24 protein-coding genes are annotated in these 23208 nt (G+C 69.0%); 14 read left to right on the top strand and 10 right to left on the bottom strand.

The genetic code is table 11. The annotated features are described in order from the left end of the window. Window positions 1-5: 5 nt before the first annotated feature. From gnd to dnaA, 3 genes are all read right to left on the bottom strand, one after another. On the bottom strand, window positions 6-890 hold the full coding sequence (gnd, locus tag FS641_RS06110; protein WP_144761388.1) for a phosphogluconate dehydrogenase (NAD(+)-dependent, decarboxylating): 885 nt from the start codon (window positions 888-890) through the stop codon (window positions 6-8). Between the two features lie 67 nt (window positions 891-957). After that, window positions 958-2103 carry a DNA polymerase III subunit beta gene (dnaN, locus tag FS641_RS06105; protein ID WP_144761385.1) on the bottom strand — a complete coding sequence of 382 codons (1146 nt, stop codon included), beginning with the start codon at window positions 2101-2103 and terminating at the stop codon, window positions 958-960. A gap of 470 nt (window positions 2104-2573) precedes the next feature. Further along, window positions 2574-4028 (bottom strand): chromosomal replication initiator protein DnaA, encoded by a 1455-nt coding sequence (gene dnaA, locus FS641_RS06100; protein WP_144761382.1) that lies wholly within the window; start codon window positions 4026-4028, stop codon window positions 2574-2576. A 500-nt stretch (window positions 4029-4528) separates the two neighbouring features. Here dnaA and rpmH point away from each other — a divergent pair, with 500 nt between their 5' ends. The 8 genes from rpmH to FS641_RS06060 all read left to right on the top strand — a co-directional run bounded on the left by rpmH (window position 4529) and on the right by FS641_RS06060 (window position 9573). Continuing rightward, complete coding sequence (rpmH, locus tag FS641_RS06095; protein ID WP_071299798.1) at window positions 4529-4666, top strand: 50S ribosomal protein L34; 138 nt, start codon at window positions 4529-4531, stop codon at window positions 4664-4666. Between the two features lie 98 nt (window positions 4667-4764). After that, the gene (rnpA, locus tag FS641_RS06090) at window positions 4765-5115 is read left to right on the top strand and encodes a ribonuclease P protein component (RefSeq protein WP_144761379.1); all 351 of its coding nucleotides are present in this window, start codon (window positions 4765-4767) and stop codon (window positions 5113-5115) included. Beyond that, window positions 5112-5492, top strand: coding sequence for a membrane protein insertion efficiency factor YidD (yidD, locus tag FS641_RS06085; RefSeq protein ID WP_395879043.1), 381 nt, complete (start codon window positions 5112-5114; stop codon window positions 5490-5492). Before rnpA ends, yidD begins: the two co-directional genes overlap by 4 nt. An 8-nt stretch (window positions 5493-5500) precedes the next feature. After that, window positions 5501-6469, top strand: a complete 969-nt coding sequence (gene yidC, locus FS641_RS06080; protein ID WP_144761375.1) for a membrane protein insertase YidC — start codon at window positions 5501-5503, stop codon at window positions 6467-6469. Then, entirely contained in the window at window positions 6470-6979 is a 510-nt protein-coding gene (locus FS641_RS06075) for a R3H domain-containing nucleic acid-binding protein (protein WP_144761372.1), read from the top strand. Then, on the top strand, window positions 6976-7614 hold the full coding sequence (gene rsmG / locus FS641_RS06070; RefSeq protein WP_144761369.1) for a 16S rRNA (guanine(527)-N(7))-methyltransferase RsmG: 639 nt from the start codon (window positions 6976-6978) through the stop codon (window positions 7612-7614). Before FS641_RS06075 ends, rsmG begins: the two co-directional genes overlap by 4 nt. Before the next feature lie 85 nt (window positions 7615-7699). Beyond that, window positions 7700-8593 carry a ParA family protein gene (locus FS641_RS06065; protein ID WP_313957794.1) on the top strand — a complete coding sequence of 298 codons (894 nt, stop codon included), beginning with the start codon at window positions 7700-7702 and terminating at the stop codon, window positions 8591-8593. After that, a complete protein-coding gene (locus FS641_RS06060) occupies window positions 8593-9573 on the top strand; it encodes a ParB/RepB/Spo0J family partition protein (protein WP_144761363.1) in 981 nt (326 codons plus the stop codon). Before FS641_RS06065 ends, FS641_RS06060 begins: the two co-directional genes overlap by 1 nt. A 270-nt stretch (window positions 9574-9843) precedes the next feature. Here the strand turns inward: FS641_RS06060 and FS641_RS06055 are convergent, their stop codons facing one another. From FS641_RS06055 to FS641_RS18255, 6 genes are all read right to left on the bottom strand, one after another. Next, a complete protein-coding gene (locus FS641_RS06055) occupies window positions 9844-10458 on the bottom strand; it encodes a YdcF family protein (RefSeq protein WP_144761360.1) in 615 nt (204 codons plus the stop codon). 5 nt (window positions 10459-10463) lie between these two features. Then, window positions 10464-11426, bottom strand: a complete 963-nt coding sequence (locus FS641_RS06050) for a D-alanine--D-alanine ligase (protein ID WP_144761357.1) — start codon at window positions 11424-11426, stop codon at window positions 10464-10466. A gap of 47 nt (window positions 11427-11473) precedes the next feature. Continuing rightward, on the bottom strand, window positions 11474-12778 hold the full coding sequence (locus FS641_RS06045) for a PLP-dependent aminotransferase family protein (protein WP_144761354.1): 1305 nt from the start codon (window positions 12776-12778) through the stop codon (window positions 11474-11476). A gap of 229 nt (window positions 12779-13007) precedes the next feature. Continuing rightward, window positions 13008-13334 (bottom strand): thioredoxin, encoded by a 327-nt coding sequence (trxA, locus tag FS641_RS06040; protein ID WP_017887828.1) that lies wholly within the window; start codon window positions 13332-13334, stop codon window positions 13008-13010. A 68-nt stretch (window positions 13335-13402) separates the two neighbouring features. Beyond that, window positions 13403-14389 (bottom strand): thioredoxin-disulfide reductase, encoded by a 987-nt coding sequence (gene trxB / locus FS641_RS06035; protein ID WP_144761352.1) that lies wholly within the window; start codon window positions 14387-14389, stop codon window positions 13403-13405. Between the two features lie 84 nt (window positions 14390-14473). Next, window positions 14474-18550: a DUF6049 family protein gene (locus FS641_RS18255; RefSeq protein ID WP_222122050.1), complete on the bottom strand. Its 4077-nt coding sequence runs from the start codon at window positions 18548-18550 to the stop codon at window positions 14474-14476. A gap of 119 nt (window positions 18551-18669) precedes the next feature. On the opposite strand from FS641_RS18255, the gene FS641_RS06020 reads away from it, so the two are divergent. The 5 genes from FS641_RS06020 (at window position 18670) to rplI (ending at window position 22018) form a co-directional block, all read left to right on the top strand. Next, on the top strand, window positions 18670-20106 hold the full coding sequence (locus tag FS641_RS06020) for a CCA tRNA nucleotidyltransferase (RefSeq protein WP_144761587.1): 1437 nt from the start codon (window positions 18670-18672) through the stop codon (window positions 20104-20106). A gap of 159 nt (window positions 20107-20265) precedes the next feature. Further along, window positions 20266-20658, top strand: coding sequence for a 30S ribosomal protein S6 (rpsF, locus tag FS641_RS06015; RefSeq protein WP_144761346.1), 393 nt, complete (start codon window positions 20266-20268; stop codon window positions 20656-20658). A 3-nt stretch (window positions 20659-20661) separates the two neighbouring features. Continuing rightward, the gene (locus FS641_RS06010; protein WP_144761343.1) at window positions 20662-21246 is read left to right on the top strand and encodes a single-stranded DNA-binding protein; all 585 of its coding nucleotides are present in this window, start codon (window positions 20662-20664) and stop codon (window positions 21244-21246) included. A 47-nt stretch (window positions 21247-21293) separates the two neighbouring features. Continuing rightward, the gene (gene rpsR / locus FS641_RS06005) at window positions 21294-21551 is read left to right on the top strand and encodes a 30S ribosomal protein S18 (protein WP_071278496.1); all 258 of its coding nucleotides are present in this window, start codon (window positions 21294-21296) and stop codon (window positions 21549-21551) included. Between the two features lie 14 nt (window positions 21552-21565). After that, window positions 21566-22018 (top strand): 50S ribosomal protein L9, encoded by a 453-nt coding sequence (rplI, locus tag FS641_RS06000; RefSeq protein WP_144761340.1) that lies wholly within the window; start codon window positions 21566-21568, stop codon window positions 22016-22018. A gap of 226 nt (window positions 22019-22244) precedes the next feature. On the opposite strand, the gene FS641_RS05995 is transcribed toward rplI, so the two are convergent. Further along, entirely contained in the window at window positions 22245-22721 is a 477-nt protein-coding gene (locus tag FS641_RS05995) for a hypothetical protein (protein WP_144761337.1), read from the bottom strand. A gap of 190 nt (window positions 22722-22911) precedes the next feature. On the opposite strand from FS641_RS05995, the gene FS641_RS05990 reads away from it, so the two are divergent. Next, a complete protein-coding gene (locus FS641_RS05990) occupies window positions 22912-23205 on the top strand; it encodes a WXG100 family type VII secretion target (protein ID WP_144761334.1) in 294 nt (97 codons plus the stop codon). Window positions 23206-23208 lie beyond the last annotated feature (3 nt).

The following is a 23208-nucleotide window of genomic DNA, read 5'->3' as shown; positions in this document are numbered from 1 at the left end:
GAGTCCTAGGACTTCTTGACGGCGTGGCCGCCGAACTGGTTGCGGAGCGCCGCGACGGCCTTCATCGTCGGGGACTCGCTGCCCTGGCGCGAGACGAAGCGCGCGAACATCGCCGCGGAGAGCGCGGGCATCGGCACCGCGAGGTCGATCGCCTCTTCGAGGGTCCACCGGCCCTCGCCCGAGTCGTCGACGTAGCCCTCGAGCTCGTCGAGCTTCGGGTCCTCGTTGATCGCGAGGACGAGCAGGTCGAGCAGCCAGGAGCGCACGACCGTGCCGCGCTGCCACCCGGCGAACACGGCGGGGACGTCCTTGATGATGTCCTTGGCCTCGAGGAGCTCGTAGCCCTCGCCGTACGCCTGCATGATCGCGTACTCGATGCCGTTGTGGACCATCTTGGCGTAGTGCCCGGCGCCGACGGGGCCGGCGTGAGAGAAGCCCTCTTCGCGAGGGCCCTCGGGACGGAGTGCGTCGAAGACCGGCATCGCGAACTCGAGGTCCTTGACGTCACCGCCGGCCATCATGCCGTAGCCGTTGTCCTTGCCCCAGATGCCGCCGGAGACACCGACGTCCATGTAGCGGATGCCCTTGGCGTCGAGCTGCTTGGCGTGCTTCTCGTCGTCGAGCCACTTGGAGTTGCCGCCGTCGATGACCAGGTCGCCCGGCTCGAGGACCTCGGCGAGGTCGGTGATGACGTCGTCCGTGATCTTCCCGTGGGGGACCATGACCCAGACCAGACGCGGGCCGGTGAGGGCCTTCGCGAGCTCCCCGAGGTCGGCGACGTCCGAGACGGCGGGGTTGGCGTCGTACCCGACGACGTCGATCCCTGCGTTGCGCAGACGCGCACGCATGTTGTTGCCCATCTTCCCGAGGCCGACAAGACCGATCTGCATGATTTCCTCTTCTGTTCGTCGTCGCGCTGATGTGCCCGGGGCGCGTCAGCGCAGTGTTCGGCTGCCGCTAGCGCAGCAGGAGATTGGGCTGCAGCAGGTACCGGTATCCGTCCGTCGCGGGTTCCTCGCGCGAGGACTGGCCGGTGATGAGCACCGGACCCGGCTTGTTGGGGTTCTCCGTCTTGGTGAAGGAGATCCGGACGAACTCGGAGTGCACCGCGTTCAACCCGTCCAGGAGGAAGGCGGGCTTCAGCGAGACCACCGTTTCCTCACCGGTCAGCAACGCATCGATCGACTCTGACGCCTGCGCTTGTTCGGAACCGATCGCCTCGAGCGTGAGCCCGTCGACCGTGAAGGAGAACCGGAGCGCGGCTTCGCGCTCCAGGACGAGGGAGACCCGTCGGACGGCTTCGACCAGCTCCGCGGTGTTGATCACCGCGTGGTCCTGGACGGCCTCGGGGAAGAGCCGGCGGACCGGCGGGTAGTTGCCCTTGATGAGCAGCGAGGTCACGGTCTTGTCGTCGGCGTGGAACGCGATGAGCTCGCGGTCGGACGTGCCGCTGATCGAGACCGACACCGTCGACGCCGAACCGAACGTGCGGCCGACCTCCTGCAGGGTGCGGGCCGGGACGAGCGCGTGCATCGGGTCGGAGCCGACGCGTCCGGAGTCCCACGCGATCGTGCGGACGGCGACGCGGTAGCGGTCCGTCGCGATGAGGGAGAGGTCGTTGTCGCCGACCTCGAGCTGCACGCCGGTGATCACCGGGGTGACGTCGTCGCGGCTGGCGGCGACGGCGACCTGGGACACCGCCTCGGAGAAGGCGTCCCCGGGGATCACCCCGGTCTGCGCACCGATCTCCGGGAGGGTCGGGTACTCCTCGACCGGCATGCTCAGCAGCGTGAAGTGTGCGGAGCCGCAGGTCACGGTGATCCGGGACTCGTCCGTGGAGAACGTCACCGGGGCGTTCGGCAGACGGCTCGCGATGTCGTTCAGCAGTCGACCGGAGACGAGGACCGTGCCGGCGTCGTCGATCTGGGCCGTGATGGAGGTCTGCGCCGAGACCTCGTAGTCGAACGACGACAGCGTGAGCCGGTCGCCCTCGGCGTGGATGAGGACACCCGACAGGATCGGGAGGGTCGTGCGCTGTGGGAGGAGCTTCACCGCGAATGAGACGGCTTCGGAGAAGACGTCCCGGTTGACCTCGAACTTCACAGCTGGGACCCCTGTCGATCGTTGGACTGTCCGGCCGCCCCATTGTGGCACAGCCCGGACGGGCCCGGATTTCTTGTCATCCCGCCGTCCACAAGGTTGGCCCAGGGATCGTGATCATGAAACAGGAACAAGAGTGTTAACGCCTGTGCACACTGTGGACAACCCTGTTGATGCCGCTCGGCGACAGGGAACTACAACCGTGTGAGTTGTGAGCGGCGTGTGAGCGGCATCGGGATGAATGAATCTCAGCTATCCACTTCCATCCCCAGTTTCCACAGATGGCCCCATCGCTGTGAACAACACGGCGGCGTGTCCTCCACAGTTATCCACAGGCTTTCCACACTGTGAGAAGTCCGGCCGATGGAACCGTCTCAGATGGTGGATGCGCGCCAGGGCGGGCCGATCTCGCTGTCGCCAGCCGAGCCTCCAGGCCGCGTGAACAGATGCTCTGCGGATCGCGAGCGGAACGCTCAGCGGTAGCGGCGGTCCTGCTTGATGCGGCTCGTGAGTTCGGTGACCTGGTTGTAGATCGACCGACGCTCCTTCATGAGCTCCGCGATCTTCTTGTTCGCGTACATCACCGTCGTGTGGTCCCGGTTGCCGAACAGCTGCCCGATCTTCGGCAGCGACAGGCTCGTCATCTCACGGCAGAGGTACATCGCGATCTGCCGGGCGGTCGCGATCGCCTGCGATCGGGAGGAGCCGTAGAGGTCGTCGACGGAGAGCTTGAAGTACTCCGCAGTGTGGTTGATGATGTCCGTCGGCGCGATGACGTTGTCCTCGTCGAGGGTGATCAGGTCCTTGAGGACCGTCTGCACCAGCGCCATGTCGACGGCCGTGCGGTTGAGGCTCGCGAAGGCGGTGACGCGGATGAGCGTCCCCTCGAGCTCCCGGATGTTGCTCGACACCTTCGACGCCATGAACTCGAGGATGTCGTCCGGCACCTGCAGGTGGTCGGACTGCGCCTTCTTCCGGAGGATGGCGATGCGGGTCTCGAGGTCCGGCGCCTGGACGTCGGTGATCAGGCCCCACTCGAAGCGGCTGCGCATCCGGTCCTCGAACCCCGTGAGGTGCTTCGGAGCGACGTCCGACGTGATCACGACCTGCTTGTTGTGGTCGTGCAGCGTGTTGAACGTGTGGAAGAACGCCTCCTGCGTCGAGTCCTTGCCCTGGAGGAACTGGATGTCGTCGATGAGGAGGATGTCGATGTCGCGGTACCGCTGCTGGAACTGGTTCGAGCGGTTGTTCGCGATCGAGTTGATGAAGTCGTTCGTGAACTCCTCGCTCGACACGTACCGCACCCGGATTCCCGGGTAGAGGCTTTCGGCGTAGTGGCCGATCGCGTGCAGGAGGTGGGTCTTGCCGAGCCCGGAGTCGCCGTAGATGAAGAGCGGGTTGTACGCCTTCGCGGGGGCCTCGGCGACGGCGACGGCCGCGGCGTGGGCGAACCGGTTCGAGGCGCCGATGACGAAGTTGTCGAAGTTGTACTTCGGGTTGAGCCGGGACTCGGGGCGGCCGCCGGTGCCCGGGGCGTCGACCTGGCTCGGGACGAACGGTGCCTCGATGTACTGCCGGGGCGCGACGCTCTGCTCGACCGGTTGCGGCGACGGTTCGGCGTAGGCCGGCACCGACGGGTCGACCCGGGGCTCCGACGCCATGTCGGGGTTCACCGTGATGGCGAAGTTCGCGACGGTGTCGTCGCCGATGCGGGCGATCGCCTCGGTGATCGGGATGCGGATCCGCTGCTCGAGCATGCCGCGGGTGAGGTCGTTCGGCACCTCGAGGTAGAGCGTGCCGGCGAGGACGCCCTTGGGCTCGACGAGGTTGAGGAAGCCGTGCAGCTGCGGGGTGATCCGGTCGTCCTGGGCGAGGAGGTTGAGGACCGCTGACCAGAGGTCCTCGACGGGGTCGGCCGGCATCGTCATGGCGCGCTCGTCTCCAGGGTCTCGTGCAGGGCTCGTGCGGGGTCGTGCTGTCTCGTGCTTGCGGACGCTCGTGGGCGGACAGCGGTGCGGGTCGGTCGCGGCGCGCGGGTGCGCGCGGCGCTGCACCCGCGTGTCGGCGGTGGCTCTCGGGGAGCTGGACCTGCGCCGTCGTGCCGCGGACTTCCCACAGGGTTGTCCACAGTCGTGTCCACGATCACCCACGAGCGCGCTGGTCGGGGTCTCCCCCGTCCTGCCGGGCCTGCGGGCTGATCGATCCACCAACTGTAGAGGACCGACACGGGTCCCACCGAACGGAAGTTGTCCCCAATGTGGACAACGCTGTTCCCACAGGCCGGTGCGCCCTCGGAGCGATCAGGGTTTGACCTGGTCGCCGCTGTCACGTACCGTTATCCAGTTGACTGCGGCCCCTTGGTCGCGCCCACCAACGTCGACCAACGTATTCGTGACGGCTCGCCTCGAGCAGCCGTGTGGAGAAGATCATGAGCAAGCGCACCTTCCAGCCGAACAACCGTCGCCGCGCCAAGAAGCACGGCTTCCGTCTCCGCATGCGCACCCGCGCCGGCCGCGCCATCCTGGCCGCTCGCCGTGCCAAGGGCCGCACCGAGCTCTCCGCGTAGATCAGACCTGGTCGTAGCAGCACTCGGCGCCGCTCCGGTGGGACTCCGTGTCCCACCGGGCGGCGCTTCGGTGTGTGCTCCGGTCCGGTGGTGACGCCGTGCTCGCCCGTGGGAACCGCATCGTCCGAGGGGACGACTACCGGAACACCGTCCGTCGAGGTCGCAGGAGCGCCACGGCGAACGTCGTGGTGTCGGTCGTTCGTCGACCCGCGACGGATGCGGGACCGACGCGCTTCGGCTTCATCGTGGCCAAGACCGTCGGCAACGCGGTGACCAGGAACCTCGTGCGCCGGCGGCTCAAGGCCATCGCGTACGAACTGCTCGTCTCGGTGCCGTCCGGGCACGACGTGGTGGTCCGTGCACTGCCAGCCGCCGCGCAGGCCGGATGGCCTACCCTGCTCGAAGACGTCTCGCGATCGTTCGCGCGCGGTGTGGAGAAGGCAGCATGAACCGGACGCTCCTGATGCGGGCCCTGTGGGTGGCAGCGTTGCTCCCGCGCAACGCCTGCGTCGTCGTGCTCCGGGCCTACCGTGCCGTCATCTCCCCGCTCTACGGCAACGTGTGTCGGTACCACCCCTCGTGCTCGCGCTACGCACTCGAGGCGATCCAGCAGTACGGCGTCGTCCGCGGCACGGCGATGGGCGCTTGGCGGATCGGCCGGTGCAACCCCTGGTCGGCCGGCGGCATCGACGACGTCCCTGAGCGGCGCAGGCCCTTCGCCGTCAACCGGTTCGGCTTCGTGCTCGCACCGGTCCAGCAGCAGTCGCAGTCTCCGGTCGGCGTCGTCCGCCCGGTCCTGCTCCCCCAGCGCACTCGAAAGGCGTGACCGTCCTCATGGACCTCATCGGAACGATCCTCTGGCCGCTCAAGTGGGTGGTGTCCGCCATCCTCGTCGGCTTCCACGCGGTCTTCGAGTCCCTCGGCATGGACCCCTCGGCCGGCATCACCTGGGTGCTGTCCATCATCTTCCTGACGTTCGTCGTCCGGGCCGCGCTCATCCCGATCTTCGTGCGGCAGATCAAGTCGCAGCGACGCATGCTCGAGGTCGCTCCGCAGCTGAAGAAGATCCAGGACAAGTACAAGGGCAAGAAGGACCAGTTCTCGCGCGAGGCCATGAGCCGCGAGACCATGGCACTGTACAAGGAGACCGGGACCAACCCGCTGGCGTCCTGCCTGCCGCTGCTGCTGCAGATGCCGATCTTCTTCTCGCTGTACTCGGTGCTGCACGAGGCGCAGATCAACAAGGTCGGCATCGGCCTGCTGACGAACGACCTGGCGAAGTCCTTCGGCAACGCGTCGCTGTTCGGTGCTCCCCTGCACGAGACGTTCACGAACGCCTCCGGCTGGGAGGTCCGTGCCATCGCGGGCTTCATGATCGTCGTGATGACGGCGTCGCAGTTCATCACACAGCTGCAGCTCGTCGCGAAGAACATGTCCCCGGAGACCAAGGAGTCTCCGATGTACCGCCAGCAGCGCATGATGCTCTACGTGCTCCCCCTGATCTTCGTGATCTCGGGTTTGTCGTTCCCGCTCGGCGTCATGTTCTACTGGCTCGCCTCGAACATCTGGACGATGGCGCAGCAGTACTTCGTCATCCGGTCCATGCCGACGCCCGGATCCGAGGCGGCCCTCGCCCGCGAGGCGCGTCTGGCCAAGAAGGCCCAGCGTCGCGGGACCCCCGCGGCCGTCCTCGCCGAGGCCGGCGCCGGCGCCGGTGCCGCCGAGATGGAGGCCGTCCGCGTCACCACGCAGCGACAGCAGCCCGTCGGCAAGCAGCGCTCCAAGAAGAACGGGAAGAAGTAAGTGACCGAGCAGGACACCGCCGCCGTCGTCGAGCCGACCGAGGTCGACCAGGACGCCACCGAGGACGCCCGCGACGAGGCGGACATCGCCGCCGACTACATCGAGGAGCTCCTCGACATCTGCGACCTCGACGGTGACATCGAGATCGAGGAGCGCGCGGGTCGCGTGTACCTGTCCGTGACGGACGAGGGCAACGCGCTCCGGGTCCTCGCGAAGCCGGACACGGTCTCGGCGCTGCAGGAGCTCACGCGCATCGCGGTGCAGGCGGAGACCGGCGAGTTCAGCCGGCTGATCCTCGACATCGGTGGCTCGCGGGACGCCCGGGCGTCCGAGCTGCAGCGGCTCGTGGACACCGCGGTCGAGCGCATCGAGGCTGGCTCCGCCTCGGCAGCACTCCCCCCGATGTCGTCCTACGAGCGCAAGCTGGTGCACGACCTCGTCGCCGAGAAGGGCTTCCGTTCGGAGTCCGAGGGCGAGGGGCGCGACCGGCACACGGTCATCACCCGATGACCGACGCCCCGGTGCTCGAGGCCGAGCCCGCGGTCGCCGCGACCCTGTTCGGGGACCGGGTCGACGTCGTGCGCTCGTTCACCAACGAACTCGCTCGCCGAGGCGAGGAGTTGGGCCTCATCGGCCCGCTCGAGCTGCCTCGGTTATGGACGCGACACATCCTCAATTCTGCGCTGCTGGCTCCCCTCCTGGAGGCCGAGGGACACGTCGGTGACGTCGGCTCCGGTGCCGGGTTGCCGGGTCTGGTCCTCGCCATCGCACGGCCGGACGTTGCGATGACGCTCATCGAGCCGATGGAACGGCGTGTGGACTGGTTGCAATCGGAGGCCGATCGGCTCGGCCTCGAGAACGTCACCGTGCTCCGGGCGCGGGCCGAGGACGTCGCCGACGACCTCGTGCTCGACCAGGTGACAGCGCGCGCCGTGAGTGCGCTCTCCAAGCTCATCCCCCTCACGGTTCCGCTCGCCCGCTCCGGCGGGCAGCTCCTCCTGATGAAGGGTGCTCGCGTCGATGACGAGGTGGCCGCTGCGCGCAAGGTGATCCTCCGCAAGCGTCTCGCTGATGTCGAGGTTCTGGAGCTCGGGGTCGGTGTGGTCGAGGAGACCACGCGCGTGTTCCGGGCTACAGTTGACTGACGCCGCGCGGCGCTGAGATCGTCCGTCGATCGTGTGCAGCGCCCCGCGTTCCACGTGAAACATCGAACCGGGGAAGAGGCACTCGTTGAGTTCATCGACCGACTACGACGCGTCGACACCGCTCGCTCGTGAGATCGCGGACCTGAACCGGCGCCGCCGAGCGATCGCCAATCAGCAGTTCCCGCTACCGGACTCGACACGGATAATCACCGTGTCGAACCAGAAGGGTGGGGTCGGCAAGACGACGACCACGGTGAACCTGGCGGCTGGCCTCGCGCACGGCGGAGCTCGGGTGCTGGTGATCGACCTCGACCCCCAGGGCAACGCCTCGACCGCGCTCGGTGTCGACCACCAGGCGGAGGTCGCGAGCATCTACGACGTCATCGTCGACGAGGCGCCGATCGCGGACACGGTGCAGCGCTCCCCCGAGTCGGAGACCCTCTGGTGCGTGCCGGCGACCATCCACCTGGCCGGTGCCGAGATCGAACTGGTGTCGCTCGTCGCCCGTGAGCAGCGGCTGCGGACCGCGCTCGACCAGTACCTCGCGTCGCTCGACGAGCCGTACCACTACGTCTTCATCGACTGCCCGCCGTCGCTGGGACTGCTGACGATCAACGCCTTCGTCGCCGCGCAGGAGGTGCTGATCCCGATCCAGTGCGAGTACTACGCGCTCGAGGGCCTCAGCCAACTCCTCCGGAACATCGAGCTCATCGAGCGTCACCTCAATCCGCACCTTCGCGTGTCGACGATCCTGCTGACGATGTACGACGGTCGGACCAACCTCGCCAACCAGGTGGCCGCGGACGTGCGGGAACACTTCGGCGAGCAGGTCCTGAAGGCGATGATCCCGCGGTCCGTCCGGGTCAGCGAAGCGCCGAGCTACGGTCAGAGTGTCGTGGCGTACGACGTCAACTCATCCGGCTCGCTGTCCTACCTGGAAGCAGCTGCTGAGATCGCAGCACGAGGAGTGAAGCACTGATGGCCCCCAAGCGCACCGGACTCGGCCGAGGCATCGGCGCCCTGATCCCCACGGCGACCGACCAGCAGGAACGCCCGGTCGACGTGTTCTTCCCCACCGGCGGGACCCCCGCTTCGGCGCCGGCGACGCAGGGTGGGACTGCGGAGGACCTCGTGGCCGTGCCCGGGGCCCGTCTCGCGAACCTCAACCCGCTCGACATCGTGCCGAACGCCCAGCAGCCGCGGACCGAGTTCCGCGAGGAGGAGCTGCAGGAGCTGGTGCACTCCATCCGGGAGATCGGTGTCCTCCAACCGATCGTGGTCCGGCCGCTCGCGGGTGCCACGGGTTCTGAGCCACAGTACGAGCTGATCATGGGCGAGCGTCGTCTGCGGGCGACGAAGGAGCTCGGGCTGGCGACCATCCCGGCGATCGTCAAGGACACGCCGGACGACGCGATGCTCCGCGACGCACTGCTCGAGAACCTCCATCGTGCCAACCTCAACCCGCTGGAGGAGGCGTCGGCGTACCAGCAACTCCTCGCGGACTTCGGGATCACGCAAGAGCAACTGGCGCAGCGGATCGGTCGGTCTCGACCGCAGATCACGAACACCATCCGACTGCTCCGGCTGCCCTCCCCCGTGCAGCGTCGCGTCGCGGCCGGGGTCCTGTCGGCCGGGCACGCCCGCGCGATCCTGGCCGCTCCCGACGCCGAGGCGATGGAGTACCTGGCCGAGAAGATCGTGAACGAGGACCTCTCCGTACGCCAGGCCGAGGCTGCTGCGCAGCAGCTCGCACACGGGACGCCGAAGAAGGCTCCGGTGCAGCCCACCAAGCGTGACGCCCACTTCGCCGACGTTGCGGAGCGGCTTGGTGATCGGCTCAACACCCGCGTGCGCATCGCTGTCGGCGCCCGCAAGGGTCGGGTCACGATCGACTTCGCGAACGCTGCGGATCTCAACCGGATCCTGGGTGAACTCGGCGCGGAGGACATCAACGGCTGATCCGCCGAGTGGTGTTCCACGTGGAACATCGCTGTCATCGAGCTGAGGGCGGCTGACTGCCGAGTGTGACGTCCGCCCAGACGCTCTCCGCCCGTCTCAGCGGCGTTGACCGGCAAGACGGTGTTCCCGTACCGGGCTGGAGCTGCAGTGCCGGCCAGGAGGCTCCTGCGCCTCGTTGAGCTCGTCCTGGTCCGAGCGTCGACGAGACGGGGACCGGTTCCCCAGAATTGACCGCAGGCGGACGTTCCACGTGGAACGACGGCGGAGCCGTCAGCTGGCGTGCGGGCCGGGATACCGAAGCGCAGCGCGGAGCTTCAGTAGTCCGACTGCGGTGAAGACGGGTTTCACGTGGAACATCTCCCCGAAGCGGTGTTCCTGCCCGCGCACGAGCCGGTTCGCGAGGTCAGGACGCTGCCGACGGAGGTACTCTCGCGCCTTCTCGGCGTGGAGGCCATTCGAGGCGATGACGATCCACTCGGCAGTCTCGAGGAACGGGATCACGTTCCGGACGTTCTCCCACGTTGTGGCACTGGTGTCCTCCACGATGAGTGGACCTGCCCAGCCGACGCGACGGAGTTCCGCTGCCAAGAGTCGCGCCTCGGGCTTCGGCCCGGCAACCGCTCCCCCGCTGGTGACGATGGTGGTCGACGGAGATGCGGCGCGGATCGCGATCCTCGCTCGCCAGCGGTTGATCGCATTCGGCTCCGAACCGGAATTCGCGAAGCCGAGTACGACGACGCCGGGGGCCGATGTCGGCCGAGCAGACCCGACTCGTCGTCGGACCGCACTGCTCTCGACGGCCTCGCTCCACAGCCACGCGCTGATGGAGAGGCCGGCTGCAATGGCGATCGCGAATGTTCCACGTGGAACACGGCGCGACCGCATCGTGATCAGCCTCGGTCGTCGCGGATGGCCTGCTCAGCGAGTTCGGCGTAGGTCCACCCGAGGTCGAAGCCCGACGCCGAGAGCGCCTGCGGGACGAGGGAGGTCTCGGTGAGCCCGGGGAGGACGTTCGCCTCGAGGAACCAGGGCGTCCCGGCACCGTCGATGATCAGGTCCACACGGGAGATGTGGCGCAACCCGAGTGCCTCGTGCGCGGCGACGGCTGCGGCCGATGCTGCTGCCGTGTGCTCCTCCGAGAGACGCACCGGCGTGTAGAACGTGGTCTCCCCCGCGTTGTACCGGGCCTCGAACCCGTAGAAGCCGCCCCTCGGGACGATCTCCACCGGGGCCAGTGCGACCGGACCGTCACCAGTGTCGATGATGCCCACCGCGACCTCGGTACCGCGGATGAGCTGTTCGACGACGACGTCGTCGCAGTACGTGTACGCCGTCACCATGGCACGGGGCAGGTCGTTGGCATCCTCGACGAGGGTGACGCCCTGGGCGCTCCCGCCACGCGCCGGCTTGACGGCCAGGGGAACGGGGTGCTCGGCGGCGATGCTCTCGAGGACGCCGACGGCACCGAGTTCGCGGAAGACGTCGTGCGACAGGGTCACCGAACGCGGGGTTCGCACGCCAGCACGGGCGACCAGGGACGAGGCGGTGGGCTTGTCCCACGCCAACCGGGCCGACGTGGACCGTGAGCCGACGAAGGGGATGTCGAGGGCCTCCAGGACGCCACGGAGTGCGCCGTCCTCGCCGGACGCTCCGTGCAACGCCGGCCACACCACGTCCGGCCGGGACTCGGTGAGCGCCGGCAACAGCGACGCATCGGCGTCTCGGAGGTCGACCTGCCAGCCGTACCCGGTCAGGGAGTCCGCGACCCGACGGCCGGAGCGGAGCGAGACGTCCCGCTCGTGCGAGATGCCGCCGGCGACGACGACGACGTGACGGCGGGTGAGATCAGCCATGTGCTCGGAAGTCCTCCGGATCGGCGAGTGGTGCGCGAAAGTCCTGGTCAGGACATGTTCGGTGGCGGAGCGGTGACCGAGGTCGACGGACGGACCACCGTGTTCGGCCGCGTGGCCGGGCCGAAGGTGTCGAGGAGTTCGAGTTCGTCGTTGACGACGTTGGCCAGACGCTTCACGCCCACGCGGATCTGCTCCGGCGTCGGGTAGCAGAAGGACAGTCGGATGTGCTGCTGACCACGACCGTCCGCGTAGAACGCGGTGCCGGGCGTGTACGCCACCAGCTCCTTGACGGCGCGGGGGAGCATCGCCTTCGAGTCGAGGGTCTCGGGCAGGCTCAGCCAGACGAAGAACCCGCCGTTCGGACGGGTCCACGTCAGGTCGGGCAGGAACTCCCCCAGTGCCTGGAACATGGCGTTCCGACGGTCCGTGTACAGCCCGCGGAAGGTGTCGATCTGGCCCTTCCAGTCGGCGGCGTCGAGGTAGGCGTTGACGACGTACTGTCCGAACGAGTTCGGCGCGAGGACGGCGGACTCGTTCGCGAGCACGAGCTTCTCGCGGATGGCGTGCGGGGCGAGGGCCCACCCGACCCGGAAGCCGGGTGCGAGGGTCTTCGAGAACGAGCCGAGGTAGACCACGCCCTCGTCGTCGATCGAGCGGATGGCCTGGGGCGCGGGCTCGTCGAACCAGAGGAGCCCGTACGGGTTGTCCTCGAGCACCAGGATGTTGTTCGAGCGGCAGATGTCGAGGACCTCGATGCGGCGCTCCCGGCTCATCGTGACGCCGGCCGGGTTGTGGAAGTTCGGGATCGTGTAGAGGAACTTCATCCGCTTGCCGGCGGCCCGCAGCCGGGCGATCGTCTCGCGGAGCGCCTCGGGCACGAGTCCGTGCTCGTCCGTCGCCACGTGGACGGTCTCGGCCTGGTACGACCGGAACACGCCGATGGCACCGACGTACGACGGTGACTCGGCGAGCACGACGTCACCCGGGTCGATGAACAGCCGCGTGACGAGGTCCAGCGCGTGCTGCGAGCCGGTGGTCACGACGACGTCCTCCGCGCTGGCACGGATGCCCTCGAGGCTCATGACGTCGACGATGTGCTCGCGGAGGGAACGCAGCCCTTGTCCGCCGCCGTACTGGAGGGCCATGGCGGCGTCCTCGGCCATCACCCGGTCCAGGGAGCCCGTGACGAGCTCGCGTGGGAGCGCCGAGACGTAGGGCATCCCGCCGGCGAGCGAGACCACCTCGGGCCGCGAGGCCACGGCGAACAGGGCTCGGACCTCGGAGGCGCTCAGCCCGGCGGTGCGCTGGGCGTAGGAGTCGTACCAGGGGTCGAGGCTGTTGCCGTTCGTCATCGCGTGCTCCGTTCAGTGGGACATTCCCGCCACACTACGACATCCGTCGCCGTGTCCCCCGTGGGAGGTGGGGTCCGATCCTGAACCTGTGGACCGAGAGGGTCGGCCGACGTCCGACGGTCGCCCAGGAACGGCGAACGCCCCGCCCTCCGATGGCCCCCCGGGGAACGGCGAACGCCCCGCCCTCCGATGGAATGGAGGACGGGGCGTTCGGGTCCGTGTGCGGGTCCTACGCGAGGAACTCCGCGAGGTCCGCCTCGAGGGCCGGCTTCGGCTTGGCGCCGATGACGGTCTTGACGACCTCGCCGCCCTTGAAGACCTTCATCGCCGGGATGGAGGTGATCTGGTAGTTCATCGCCGACTGCGGGTTGTCGTCGACGTTGAGCTTGACGATCTCGATCTTGCCGGCGTGCTCCTCGGCGATCTGGTCGAGGATCGGGGAGACGGCGCGGCACGGGCCACACCACTCGGCCCAGAAGTCGACGAGGATCGTCTTGTCGGACTTGAGGACCTCGTCCGAGAAGGTGGCGTCGGTGACTGCCTTGGCGTTGGACATGTGTACTCCTTCGGAGAAGTCGGTCGGTGGGTGGAACGGCGAGGGCCGCCGGTCCATTCCCGGGAGGCTCAGGCCGAGATCGTGACGGGCTCGGCCGGGGTCTCGCCCTCGGCCTGGTCCGTCAGTGCGTCCTCGAGGTCGGCGAGGTACTTCTCGGCGTCGAGTGCGGCCACCGCACCGGAGCCCGCCGCCGTGATGGCCTGGCGGTAGGTGTGGTCGAGCACGTCACCGGCGACGAAGACACCGGGGACGCCGACGGCGCGGGAGGTGCGACCCTCGACGGCGATGGTGCCCTCCGGCGCGAGCTGGAGCTGCTGGTGGACGAGGTGCACGCGCGGGTCGTTGCCGATCGCGATGAACAGGCCGTCGAGCGCGAGCTCCGAGGTCTCCCCCGTGACGGTGTCCTTGAGCGTGACGCCCTCGACCGACGAGGCACCGGTGATCCCGACGACCTCCTTGTTCCACGCGAACTCGATCTTCGGGTCGTTCATCGCCCGGTCCTGCATGATCTTCGACGCACGGAGGGTGTCCTTGCGGTGGATGACGGTCACCTTGTCCGCGAAGCGGGTGAGGAACGTCGCCTCTTCCATCGCGGAGTCGCCACCGCCGACGACGGCGATGTTCTTCTGCCGGAAGAAGAAGCCGTCGCACGTGGCGCACCACGAGACGCCGTGGCCGGAGAGCCGCTCCTCGTCCGCGAGGCCGAGCTGGCGGTACGCCGACCCGGTCGCGTAGATGACCGCGAGGGCCTCGTACGTCTCGCCGGAGCCGACGGTGACCTTCTTGACCTCGCCGGTGAGCTCGACCGAGACGGCGTCGTCGTACAGGACCTCGGCACCGAAGCGCTCGGCCTGTTCCTGCATCTTGATCATGAGGTCGGGGCCCTGGATGCCCTCGGGGAAGCCGGGGAAGTTCTCGACCTCGGTGGTCTTGGTGAGTTCGCCGCCCGTCTCGACGCTCGAGGCGACGATGAGCGGCTTGAGCTGGGCGCGCGCGGCGTAGATGCCGGCGGTGAACCCGGCCGGGCCGGAACCGATGATGATGAGCTGGCGCATGCCTTGGGTGCCCTTCCGTTGCTTCTGACCGGGTCAACACATGCTAGCGGCGCGGCATTCCGTGACACCCGGGAACGACGACCGTCAGCGTCCGAGTCGTGCCTTGACCATGTCGACCGCACCGCGGACCTCGCCGTTCTTCGCGACGACGAGCGCGAGGGCGTACACGCCGGTCATCACCGCGCCGGTCAGGACGATGGTGATGAGTGCGCCGGTGCGGTCCGACATGGCGAACCCGTCCTCGGAGAACGCGCCGAAGAAGTTCACCGTGAGGAGTCCGGCGACTCCGGCCATCAGCGCCGCGATGACGAACTGCGCGTGCGAGCGGGTGACGGCGGAACCGTCGATGCTGCCGAGCCGGCGACGCACCACGACGAGCGCGACGATCGTCTGCGCGGACCCGGCGATCGTGGTGCAGGCCGCGACCCCGATGCCGATGACGGACGCGGGGAAGGTCGTGACCGCGAGGGCGCCGATGACGAACAGCACGGACTGGACGAGCTGCATGAGGAAGGGCGTGCGGTGGTCGTGCATCGCCCAGAAGACCCGCTGGATCACGAACAGCATGCTGAACAGGACCAGTCCGGGCATGTAGGCCACGAGCACGGCGCCGACCTGCAGCGAGCTCTCGAACGTGCCCTCGTAGAGCCGACCGAACGGGACCGCGACGACCATCAGCGCGACCGACGCGAACACGGTGAAGAGGCCCACGATCCGGAGGGACGTCGACAGGTTGCGCCGCACGGCAGCCAGGTCTCCGCGTTCGGCGTCGTGGCTCATCCGCGTGAAGTAGGCGGTGGCGATCGACACGGTGATGATCGAGTGCGGGAGCATGAAGATGAGCCACGCGTTGCCGAGCACGGCGTTGCCGGGACCGGCGTCCTGCCCGAGCCAGGCGACCTGCGACTGCACGACACCGGCGCCCTGGGTCACGAGGATCATCGCGAAGAGCCAGCCCGCGGCGGTGCCGGTCGACTTCAGGCCGACGCCGCGCCACCGGAAGTCGGGGCGGAAGGTCAGCCCGGCCCGTCGCCAGAAGAGCGGCAGGAAGGCGGCCTGCGCGAACACCCCGACCGAGGCACTGCCGGCCAGGACCGCGATCTTCAGGGGCGTCCACTCGCCGGGGGTGCTGTGCCCGTGGCCGAACATCGCGATGAACACGACGAGCCCGGCGATCGCGATGACGTTGTTGAGCAGCGGCGCCCAGGTGAAGGGGCCGAAGACCTGCTTGGCGTTGAGCACCTCGCCGAGGAGCGAGTACATCGCGTAGAAGAGGATCTGCGGCAGGCACCAGAACGCGAACGCGACGGCGAGGTCTGAGGCGGCGCCGTCGGACCCCAGCGTGTCGCTCGTGTAGAAGCGCACCAGGAGCGGTGCGAGGGCCGTCGCGGCGATCGTGATGACGATGAACGCGGACCCGCCGAGCGTGACGATCTTGTTGACGTACGCCTGACCACCGTCGGTGTTCTTCTGCATCGCGCGGACGATCTGCGGGATCAGCACGGCCGACAGCAGCCCGCCGGCGATGAGCGCGTAGATGTTGTTCGGCAGCTGGTTCGCGACCGCGAAGGCGTTGGCCGAGGGGCTCGCGTTCTGGCCGATCGCGTAGGCGAGCACGAACGTCTTGGCGAAGCCGAGGACCCGGGACACCATGGTGCCGGCCGCGAGCATGGCACTCGCCCGCCCGAGGTTCCGGTCCGCGACGGGTTCGGCGTCGACGTCGGGCTGCTGCTGGGTGGTGCTGATGAGGGAGTCTTCCAGGTCGGGTGCTGGCACGACGTCGTCGGCCCTGGTGCCGGTCGCCAGGCTCGGCTCGGCCGCGGCGTGCGCGGACGCGGTGTCGAGACGTGAGCCGACCACGGGCACTGCAGCAGCCGACGCGGATCCGGAGGCCGTGCCTCCTGGCCCGGTCGTCACCGTGGCGGGCTGGCCCGGCGCGTCCGGCTGGACCGCGAGCAGACGGTTCGGGTCGTCGTCGTCCTCGTCGTCCGGCTCCCCGCGACGACGGCGCAGGCGGCGGCGGACGTTGCGGTAGATCCCGAGCCCGAAGATCGCGATGACCGCGATCGCCGCTGCCCCGGTGATGAACGTCTCCCACTGCGCCTGGACGTTGATCTCGACCGTCGCCGGGTCGGCGATCCGCACGCCGGTGGCGCTCGTCAGCGACATCGTCAGCTCGACCTTGCCGTTGGCGACCGACTGCACGGGGAAGGTCACCCGGCTGGACGAGTCGGACTGCACGGTCACCTTCACCGCGTTCTTCTCGATGCGGAGGAAGGAGTTCGACGGCTGCACGGTGAGGTAGACGGTGACCGGGAACGCGGAGCGGTTCCGGATCGAGATCGGCAGGGAGGACCGGTCCCCGAGCAGGGTGATGCTGCTGCCGTCGAGGATCCCGATGCTCGAGACGGTCTTCGCCGACTGCTTCACCTGCGTGTCGACGGCCTTCACGAAGGCGGTGTCGTCCGAGCGGAAGGCGTTCGACGCGGCCGCGAGGACCGACAGGCGCATCGGCGCGGTGAGGTCCGCCGGCGTCGCGATCGCGGAGGCGAAGTCGGTGGTGTTCCGCTCGGCCTGCACCAGGCGCTCGAGCTGGTCGAGTCGGGCGTCGCTGTTCGGTTCGCTCGTCAGCGACAGCGAGCCCGGTGTGGTCGCTGCAGCGGTGGTGAGGTCGGCCGGCGAGGCCCATGCGGTGCTCTCCAGCGCGTCGAGTGCCTGGCTGAGCCGGAGGGAGTCCGTGGGCCAGTCCCGACCGAGGGTGAGCAGGACCGGTCCGCTGGTGCCGCCCTGCCGGGCCGCCGTGGCGAGGGTGGCGGTCAGCTTGCTCATGGCGTCCGACCACGCGTGCTGCGTCGTCGCGGTGGCGGCCGCGCGCAGGAGCGCCGACATGCCGGTGTCGGACACGAGGACCTGGTCGTCGCCGATCTTCTCCGAGGCGCTGACCGTGGTGTCCGGACCGGCGGAGGTGTTCCCGCTGGCGACGATCGTCGCGGTCGTGCCGGCGTCGTGCAGGGCCTCGAGGTCACCGGTGGCGACGGTGTCCTCGACGGGCCACGACACCGACGACATCGAGTACGGGAAGTCGAGCAGCGACTGCGTGGTGGGCAGGGTGGGCGTCGCGTCGGACTGCGCCGCCGCCGGGTCGTCCGTCGCGCCGGACGTCGGCGTGCTGCTCGGGGTCGGGGTGCTCGTGCCGCCCGGGGTCGCGCTGGGCGTCGGGGTCGGCGTCGCGGCTCCGGGGAAGTCCTTCGGGTCGACCTGCTGGTCGAGCGAGATCGGCGCGAGGATGCCGGACGACCCCGCCTGGTGCAGGCCGGTGACGTCCGCGTCGGCGTAGGAGAGCGCGAAGGTCTCGTTGCGCATCCGCTCGAGCCGCTCGAGCCACGTGGTCGCCGAGGACGGCGCGTTCTCGCCGAGGATCCGGATGGAGGCGATGATGCGGGGGTCGATGCCGAGCGCGACGTTGTGGTCCTGCGCGGCGTCGAGCTGCTGGGTGAGCGTGCCGTCGAGGCTCGTCGCGCTCGCGAGGTCCTTCGCCGAGATCAGGCCGTCGGCGTCGGCCGGCATCGTGATCGGCATCGCGACCGAGACACCGACCGGGGTCTGCTCGAAGTCCGGGTACCAGGTGATCGCCGACCGGTCGACGGCGCTCGTGGAGCCTGCGCGGTAGTCGGCCGCGATGCGTCGGGCGCCGAACGAGGTGTACCCGCCGAGGCCGACGTTGCCGGATGCGATCCGGACGTCGTCGAGCGTCACCGAACGGTGTGCGGGGACGGCCGGGACGTCCACCGAGTCCATGGGTGCACCGAGGTAACCGGTCGTGCTGGTGTCAGCGAGCCAGTCGCTCAGGACGTCCCGGGTGCCCGCGTACTGCCGGTAGACGTCGAACTCCGCGGTGCCGGCCGGCAGGTCGGTGTCGGTGTCGTTCGTCACCGTCACGGACAGCGAGAGCTCCTGTCCGGGCGTGAGGACGCCCCGGTCCGCCGGCACGATCTCGACGGTCGTCTTGCCGGCGTCCGAGGACGTCGGGTGTGCCGTCCGAGTGGTCGTCGTCGGTGCCGTGGTCGCCTGCGCGGCCGTCGTGGCGGCGGGCGTGACGACGAGACCGAGGGCGACCAGGGCGGACGCTGCGGCGGCGAGCGAGGTGCGGAGAATGTGCATGCGAGGTGGCCCGGGGTCGGTTCGGGCCTCGGAAGAGTGTATGAGGCACGACCATGAGAGCCTCGCGTGCGCGCCAGGGATGTGGACAACCGGCAGGGTCTGGGATGATCGAGGACGTCATGCAGTCCGTTGCCCAGGCCGTCGAGCGTCTCGACGCACTCGCCGCCACCGCGCCCGTCGCCGTCCTCGCCCGCGCCTTCGCGGACGCCGGCCACGAACTCGCGCTCGTCGGTGGACCCGTCCGCGACGCCTTCCTGGGTCGTCCGGTCACCGACCTCGACTTCACGACCGACGCCCGCCCCGACGACGTCCTGGCGATCGTCGAGCCCATCGCGAGCGCGACCTGGGACGTCGGTCGGCAGTTCGGCACGATCGCCGCGCGCGTCGAGGGTGAGCAGGTCGAGATCACGACGTACCGCAGCGACGTCTACGACGGTGCGACGCGCAAGCCCGAGGTCGCGTTCGGCGACACCATCGAGGACGACCTGCTCCGCCGCGACTTCACCGTCAACGCGATGGCGCTCCGACTCCCCGCACGGGAGCTCGTCGACGTGCACGGCGGCGTCGAGGACCTGCTCGCGGGACGGCTCCGTACCCCGCAGTCCGCGACGGTCTCCTTCCGCGACGACCCCCTCCGCATGATGCGGGCGGCACGGTTCACCGCCCAGCTCGGGTTCACGGTGTCCGACGACGTCCGGTCGGCGATGCAGGAACTGGCCGACTCGATCGAGATCGTCTCGGCCGAGCGCGTCCGCGACGAGCTCGTGAAGCTCCTGGGCACACTCGACCCCGTCCCGGGGCTGCGGCTGCTCGTGGACACCGGCCTCGCCGAGCGGTTCCTGCCGGAGCTGCCCGCGATGCGGCTCGAGATCGACGAGCACCACCACCACAAGGACGTGTACGAGCACTCGCTCACGGTGCTGACGCAGGCGATCGGGTACGAGCACGAGCGGCACGCGGGCGAGGCACCCGACACGGTGCTCCGGCTCGCGGCGCTCCTGCACGACATCGGCAAGCCGGCGACCCGGAAGCTCGAACCCGGGGGCGCCGTGAGCTTCCACCACCACGACCTCGTCGGTGCCAAGCTCGCGAAGAAGCGGCTGCGGGCGCTCCGCTTCGACAACGACACCATCGCCGCGGTCGCCCGCCTGATCGAGCTGCACCTGCGGTTCTTCGGCTACACCGACGGCGCGTGGACGGACTCCGCCGTCCGCCGCTACGTCCGGGACGCCGGCCCGCAGCTCGAGCGGCTGCACGAACTCACCCGGTCCGACGTCACGACGCGCAACCGGCGCAAGGCCGACCGTCTGGCCTTCGCCTACGACGACCTCGAGGACCGCATCCGCGTGCTGGCGGACCAGGAGGAGCTCGACTCCATCCGACCCGACCTGACCGGTGACGACATCATGCGGATCCTCGGCATCCCGCCGGGGCGTGCGGTGGGCGAGGCGTACCGCTTCCTCCTCGAGACGCGGATGGACGAGGGGCCGCTCGGCCAGGACGACGCCGAGCAGCGCCTCCGCACCTGGTGGGCCGCGCGCGACGCGACCGACTGACCGGGCGGGCCGATCTGCCGGATCGGTGGCGTGCCTCCAGGCAGTCCGCTAAGCTTGCGGGGTTGTGCCGACCGCACCTGTGGTCCGGCGCACATGCATCAACCCTCCTGTTCCGGGAACCGCCCGGAGCCGTTCGAGACCAAAGGAGGTGGGTTCCGCATGCACCAGTACGAACTGATGGCGATCCTCGACCCCGAGATCGATGAGCGCACCGTCGCTCCCAGCCTGGACAAGTTCCTCGCCGTGATCCGCAACGACGGTGGCACCGTCGACAACGTGGACGTCTGGGGCCGTCGTCGCATGGCCTACGAGATCGCGAAGAAGACCGAGGGCATCTACGCCGTCGTCAACTTCACGTCCTCGGCCGACGCCGCCAAGGAGCTGGACCGTCAGCTCGGTCTCTCCGAGGCCGTGCTCCGCACCAAGGTCCTCCGCGCCGAAGAGGGCATGGCGCAGGTCGCCGCGCAGAAGCAGCGCGACGAGGCCCGTGCCGCCCGCAAGGCAGCGAACGCTGCCGCCGCCCCGGCCGCCGCGACCGCGAACGCCGAGTAACCGATGGCCGGCGAAACCGTCATCACGGTGGTGGGCAACCTCACCGCTGACCCCGAGCTGCGCTACACGCAGAACGGGCTCGCGGTGGCGAACTTCACCATCGCCTCCACCCCTCGCACGTTCGACCGACAGGCGAACGAGTGGAAGGACGGCGACGCGCTGTTCCTCCGTGCGAGCGTGTGGCGCGAGTTCGCCGAGCACGTCGCGGGGTCGCTGACGAAGGGCTCGCGCGTCATCGCGCAGGGTCGTCTGCGTCAGCGCTCGTACCAGGACCGTGAGGGCCAGCAGCGTACGAGCATCGAACTCGAGGTCGACGAGATCGGCCCGTCGCTCCGCTACGCGACCGCGCAGGTCACCCGTGCTGCGGGTGGCGGCGGTGGTCGTGGCCAGGTCGGCGGCGGCGCTGGGCAGTCCGGCGGCGGCAACGGCGGCGGTGGTTGGAACAACGGCGGTGCCGGGCAGTCCGGCTCCGGCGGTGGCCAGTCCGACGCTCCGTGGTCCCCGCAGGGCGGCCAGCAGGGTGGTCAGCAGGGGAACGACGTCTGGTCGACCCCCGGTGGCACCTACGACGACGAGACCCCGTTCTGATCCTCGCGATCACACGGTAGACAACTTCTTCTCCTAAGGAAAAAACAATGGCTGGAAAGAGCAGCGGCGACCGCCGCAAGCCTCGCGGCAAGGGCGGCAAGAACGCCGCTCCCGCGAAGTCCATCAAGGTCGGTGTCATCGACTACAAGGACGTTGCGACCCTGCGCAAGTTCATCTCGGAGCGTGGCAAGATCCGCGCCCGTCGCATCACCGGCGTCTCCGTCCAGGAGCAGCGCCTCATTGCCCGTGCCGTGAAGAACGCCCGTGAGATGGCGCTCCTCCCCTACGCCGGCTCCGGCCGCTGATCGGAGGTCGACACATGTCGAAGCTCATCCTCACCCACGAGGTCTCCGGCCTCGGTTCCGCCGGTGACGTCGTCGACGTCAAGAACGGCTACGCCCGCAACTACCTCATCCCCCAGGGCTTCGCCGTCGCGTGGTCCAAGGGCGGCGAGAAGCAGGTCGAGTCGATCCGCGCCGGCCGTGCCGCTCGCGAGCTCGCCACCATCGAAGAGGCACAGGACCTCAAGATGAAGCTCGAGAACGCCACCATCCAGCTGTCCGTCAAGGCCGGCAAGGACGGGCGCCTGTTCGGCTCCGTCCGTCCGGCGGACGTCGCCTCGGCCGTGGAGGCCCAGGGCGTCGGCTCGCTCGACAAGCGCAAGGTCGAGGTCCCCGCGACCATCAAGACCGTCGGTGACCACGAGGCCACCGTGCGTCTGCGCGAGGACATCATCGCGACGATCTCGCTGAAGGTCGTCGCCGCCAAGTAAGGCAGCGTCGGTTCCGTCGGAAGGCGGGTCTCCCCCACGGGAGGCCCGCCTTCCGTCGTTCCTGCCGGATGCGGCCCGGTGCCGTGCCGGGTTCCGTCCGGGTCTGCTCGCCGGTTCCGTGCCGGGTCCTGCCGGTTCCCTCCGGTTCCTGCTCGCCGTGGCGACAGGTGCGCCTGCGCCCGCGTGCGCACTCGTCGTCAGTGTGCGCAGGTCGTGACTGCGCGCGTCACTCCGACGCGCGGATGGGCTCCCCCGTGTTCGGGTCCCAGGCGACGACCTTCCGCTCCGGTGCCCTGCGCTGGCGGGGCGGCGGCTTCGGGAAGTGCGGCCGCACACTCGGGAGGAAGGTGAGTGCCGACGCGACCCCGGCGGCGACGGGTTCGAGGACCCGGATCGTCGCGGTCCCCGTCGCGAGTTCGATGACGACGCTCAGCACGCCGATGCCCGCGAGCACGGCCAGCCAGAACCGCGCAGTACGAGATCCGCGGGACATCCTGAGCACCACCCAGCCGATGAACACCGTGACGCCGAGGACGACGAGGCCGCTGATCACGTCTGTGGCACCGGCACCCGGGACACGGCGCGCCGCAAGACGCACCATCTGCACGGCCACGAACACCACGGAGGGCACGAGCGAGAGCCACCACAGCACGGCAGCGACGAGGACGGCGCGGGGGCGCGGCGGGCGTTGGACGTCGGTCATGGGGCGAGCCCAGGACGGGCACCGCGCGGTGGGCACTCCCGATCCGGGGGGCACGAGCGGGCATCTCGCGTGCTGGGGAAATCGCGGTGAACAGCATCCGAACACCCCCGTTCGGGGGCATCCGGGTCGATAGCGTCGTTGCTGCCTCCGACCCGGGGGAGCCAGGCACACCGCGAACAAGGAGCACGCCATGCCCAACTTGAACGTCACCTACGGCGAGATGCAGGACGCCGCGACCCGACTCGTGAACGGCGAGCAGGACATCACCTCGAAGCTGCGCGAGCTGAAGTCGCTCGTCGACTCGCTCATCTCCGGCGGGTACGTCACCGATCAGTCGTCGGTCGCCTTCGGCAGCTCGTACCAGGAGTTCAACGACGGTGCGACGAAGACCATCGAGGGCCTCGAGGGCATGTCGACGTACCTCAACAAGGCGGCCGAGGCGCTGCAGCAGACCGACCAGGAACTCGCGAACGCGATCAAGTAGTCG

Origin of the sequence: Curtobacterium sp. 9128 (assembly GCF_007673775.1) — a bacterium.
GTDB lineage: Bacteria > Actinomycetota > Actinomycetes > Actinomycetales > Microbacteriaceae > Curtobacterium.
This window is presented reverse-complemented; position numbering and strand designations above follow the sequence as displayed.

What these genes read in the sequence shown, in the direction of transcription:
- FS641_RS06010 (WP_144761343.1), top strand. Translation starts at nt 20,662, where the DNA reads ATGGCCGGCGAAACCGTCATCACGGTGGTGGGCAACCTCACCGCTGAC.
- FS641_RS05995 (WP_144761337.1), bottom strand. Translation starts at nt 22,721, where the DNA reads ATGACCGACGTCCAACGCCCGCCGCGCCCCCGCGCCGTCCTCGTCGCT.
- rpsF (WP_144761346.1), top strand. Translation starts at nt 20,266, where the DNA reads ATGCACCAGTACGAACTGATGGCGATCCTCGACCCCGAGATCGATGAG.
- rpmH (WP_071299798.1), top strand. Translation starts at nt 4,529, where the DNA reads ATGAGCAAGCGCACCTTCCAGCCGAACAACCGTCGCCGCGCCAAGAAG.
- gnd (WP_144761388.1), bottom strand. Translation starts at nt 890, where the DNA reads ATGCAGATCGGTCTTGTCGGCCTCGGGAAGATGGGCAACAACATGCGT.
- FS641_RS06055 (WP_144761360.1), bottom strand. Translation starts at nt 10,458, where the DNA reads ATGCGGTCGCGCCGTGTTCCACGTGGAACATTCGCGATCGCCATTGCA.
- rsmG (WP_144761369.1), top strand. Translation starts at nt 6,976, where the DNA reads ATGACCGACGCCCCGGTGCTCGAGGCCGAGCCCGCGGTCGCCGCGACC.
- yidC (WP_144761375.1), top strand. Translation starts at nt 5,501, where the DNA reads ATGGACCTCATCGGAACGATCCTCTGGCCGCTCAAGTGGGTGGTGTCC.
- FS641_RS18255 (WP_222122050.1), bottom strand. Translation starts at nt 18,550, where the DNA reads ATGCACATTCTCCGCACCTCGCTCGCCGCCGCAGCGTCCGCCCTGGTC.
- FS641_RS06060 (WP_144761363.1), top strand. Translation starts at nt 8,593, where the DNA reads ATGGCCCCCAAGCGCACCGGACTCGGCCGAGGCATCGGCGCCCTGATC.
- FS641_RS06020 (WP_144761587.1), top strand. Translation starts at nt 18,670, where the DNA reads ATGCAGTCCGTTGCCCAGGCCGTCGAGCGTCTCGACGCACTCGCCGCC.
- FS641_RS06050 (WP_144761357.1), bottom strand. Translation starts at nt 11,426, where the DNA reads ATGGCTGATCTCACCCGCCGTCACGTCGTCGTCGTCGCCGGCGGCATC.
- rpsR (WP_071278496.1), top strand. Translation starts at nt 21,294, where the DNA reads ATGGCTGGAAAGAGCAGCGGCGACCGCCGCAAGCCTCGCGGCAAGGGC.
- yidD (WP_395879043.1), top strand. Translation starts at nt 5,112, where the DNA reads ATGAACCGGACGCTCCTGATGCGGGCCCTGTGGGTGGCAGCGTTGCTC.
- FS641_RS06045 (WP_144761354.1), bottom strand. Translation starts at nt 12,778, where the DNA reads ATGACGAACGGCAACAGCCTCGACCCCTGGTACGACTCCTACGCCCAG.
- trxB (WP_144761352.1), bottom strand. Translation starts at nt 14,389, where the DNA reads ATGCGCCAGCTCATCATCATCGGTTCCGGCCCGGCCGGGTTCACCGCC.
- FS641_RS05990 (WP_144761334.1), top strand. Translation starts at nt 22,912, where the DNA reads ATGCCCAACTTGAACGTCACCTACGGCGAGATGCAGGACGCCGCGACC.
- dnaA (WP_144761382.1), bottom strand. Translation starts at nt 4,028, where the DNA reads ATGACGATGCCGGCCGACCCCGTCGAGGACCTCTGGTCAGCGGTCCTC.
- rplI (WP_144761340.1), top strand. Translation starts at nt 21,566, where the DNA reads ATGTCGAAGCTCATCCTCACCCACGAGGTCTCCGGCCTCGGTTCCGCC.
- trxA (WP_017887828.1), bottom strand. Translation starts at nt 13,334, where the DNA reads ATGTCCAACGCCAAGGCAGTCACCGACGCCACCTTCTCGGACGAGGTC.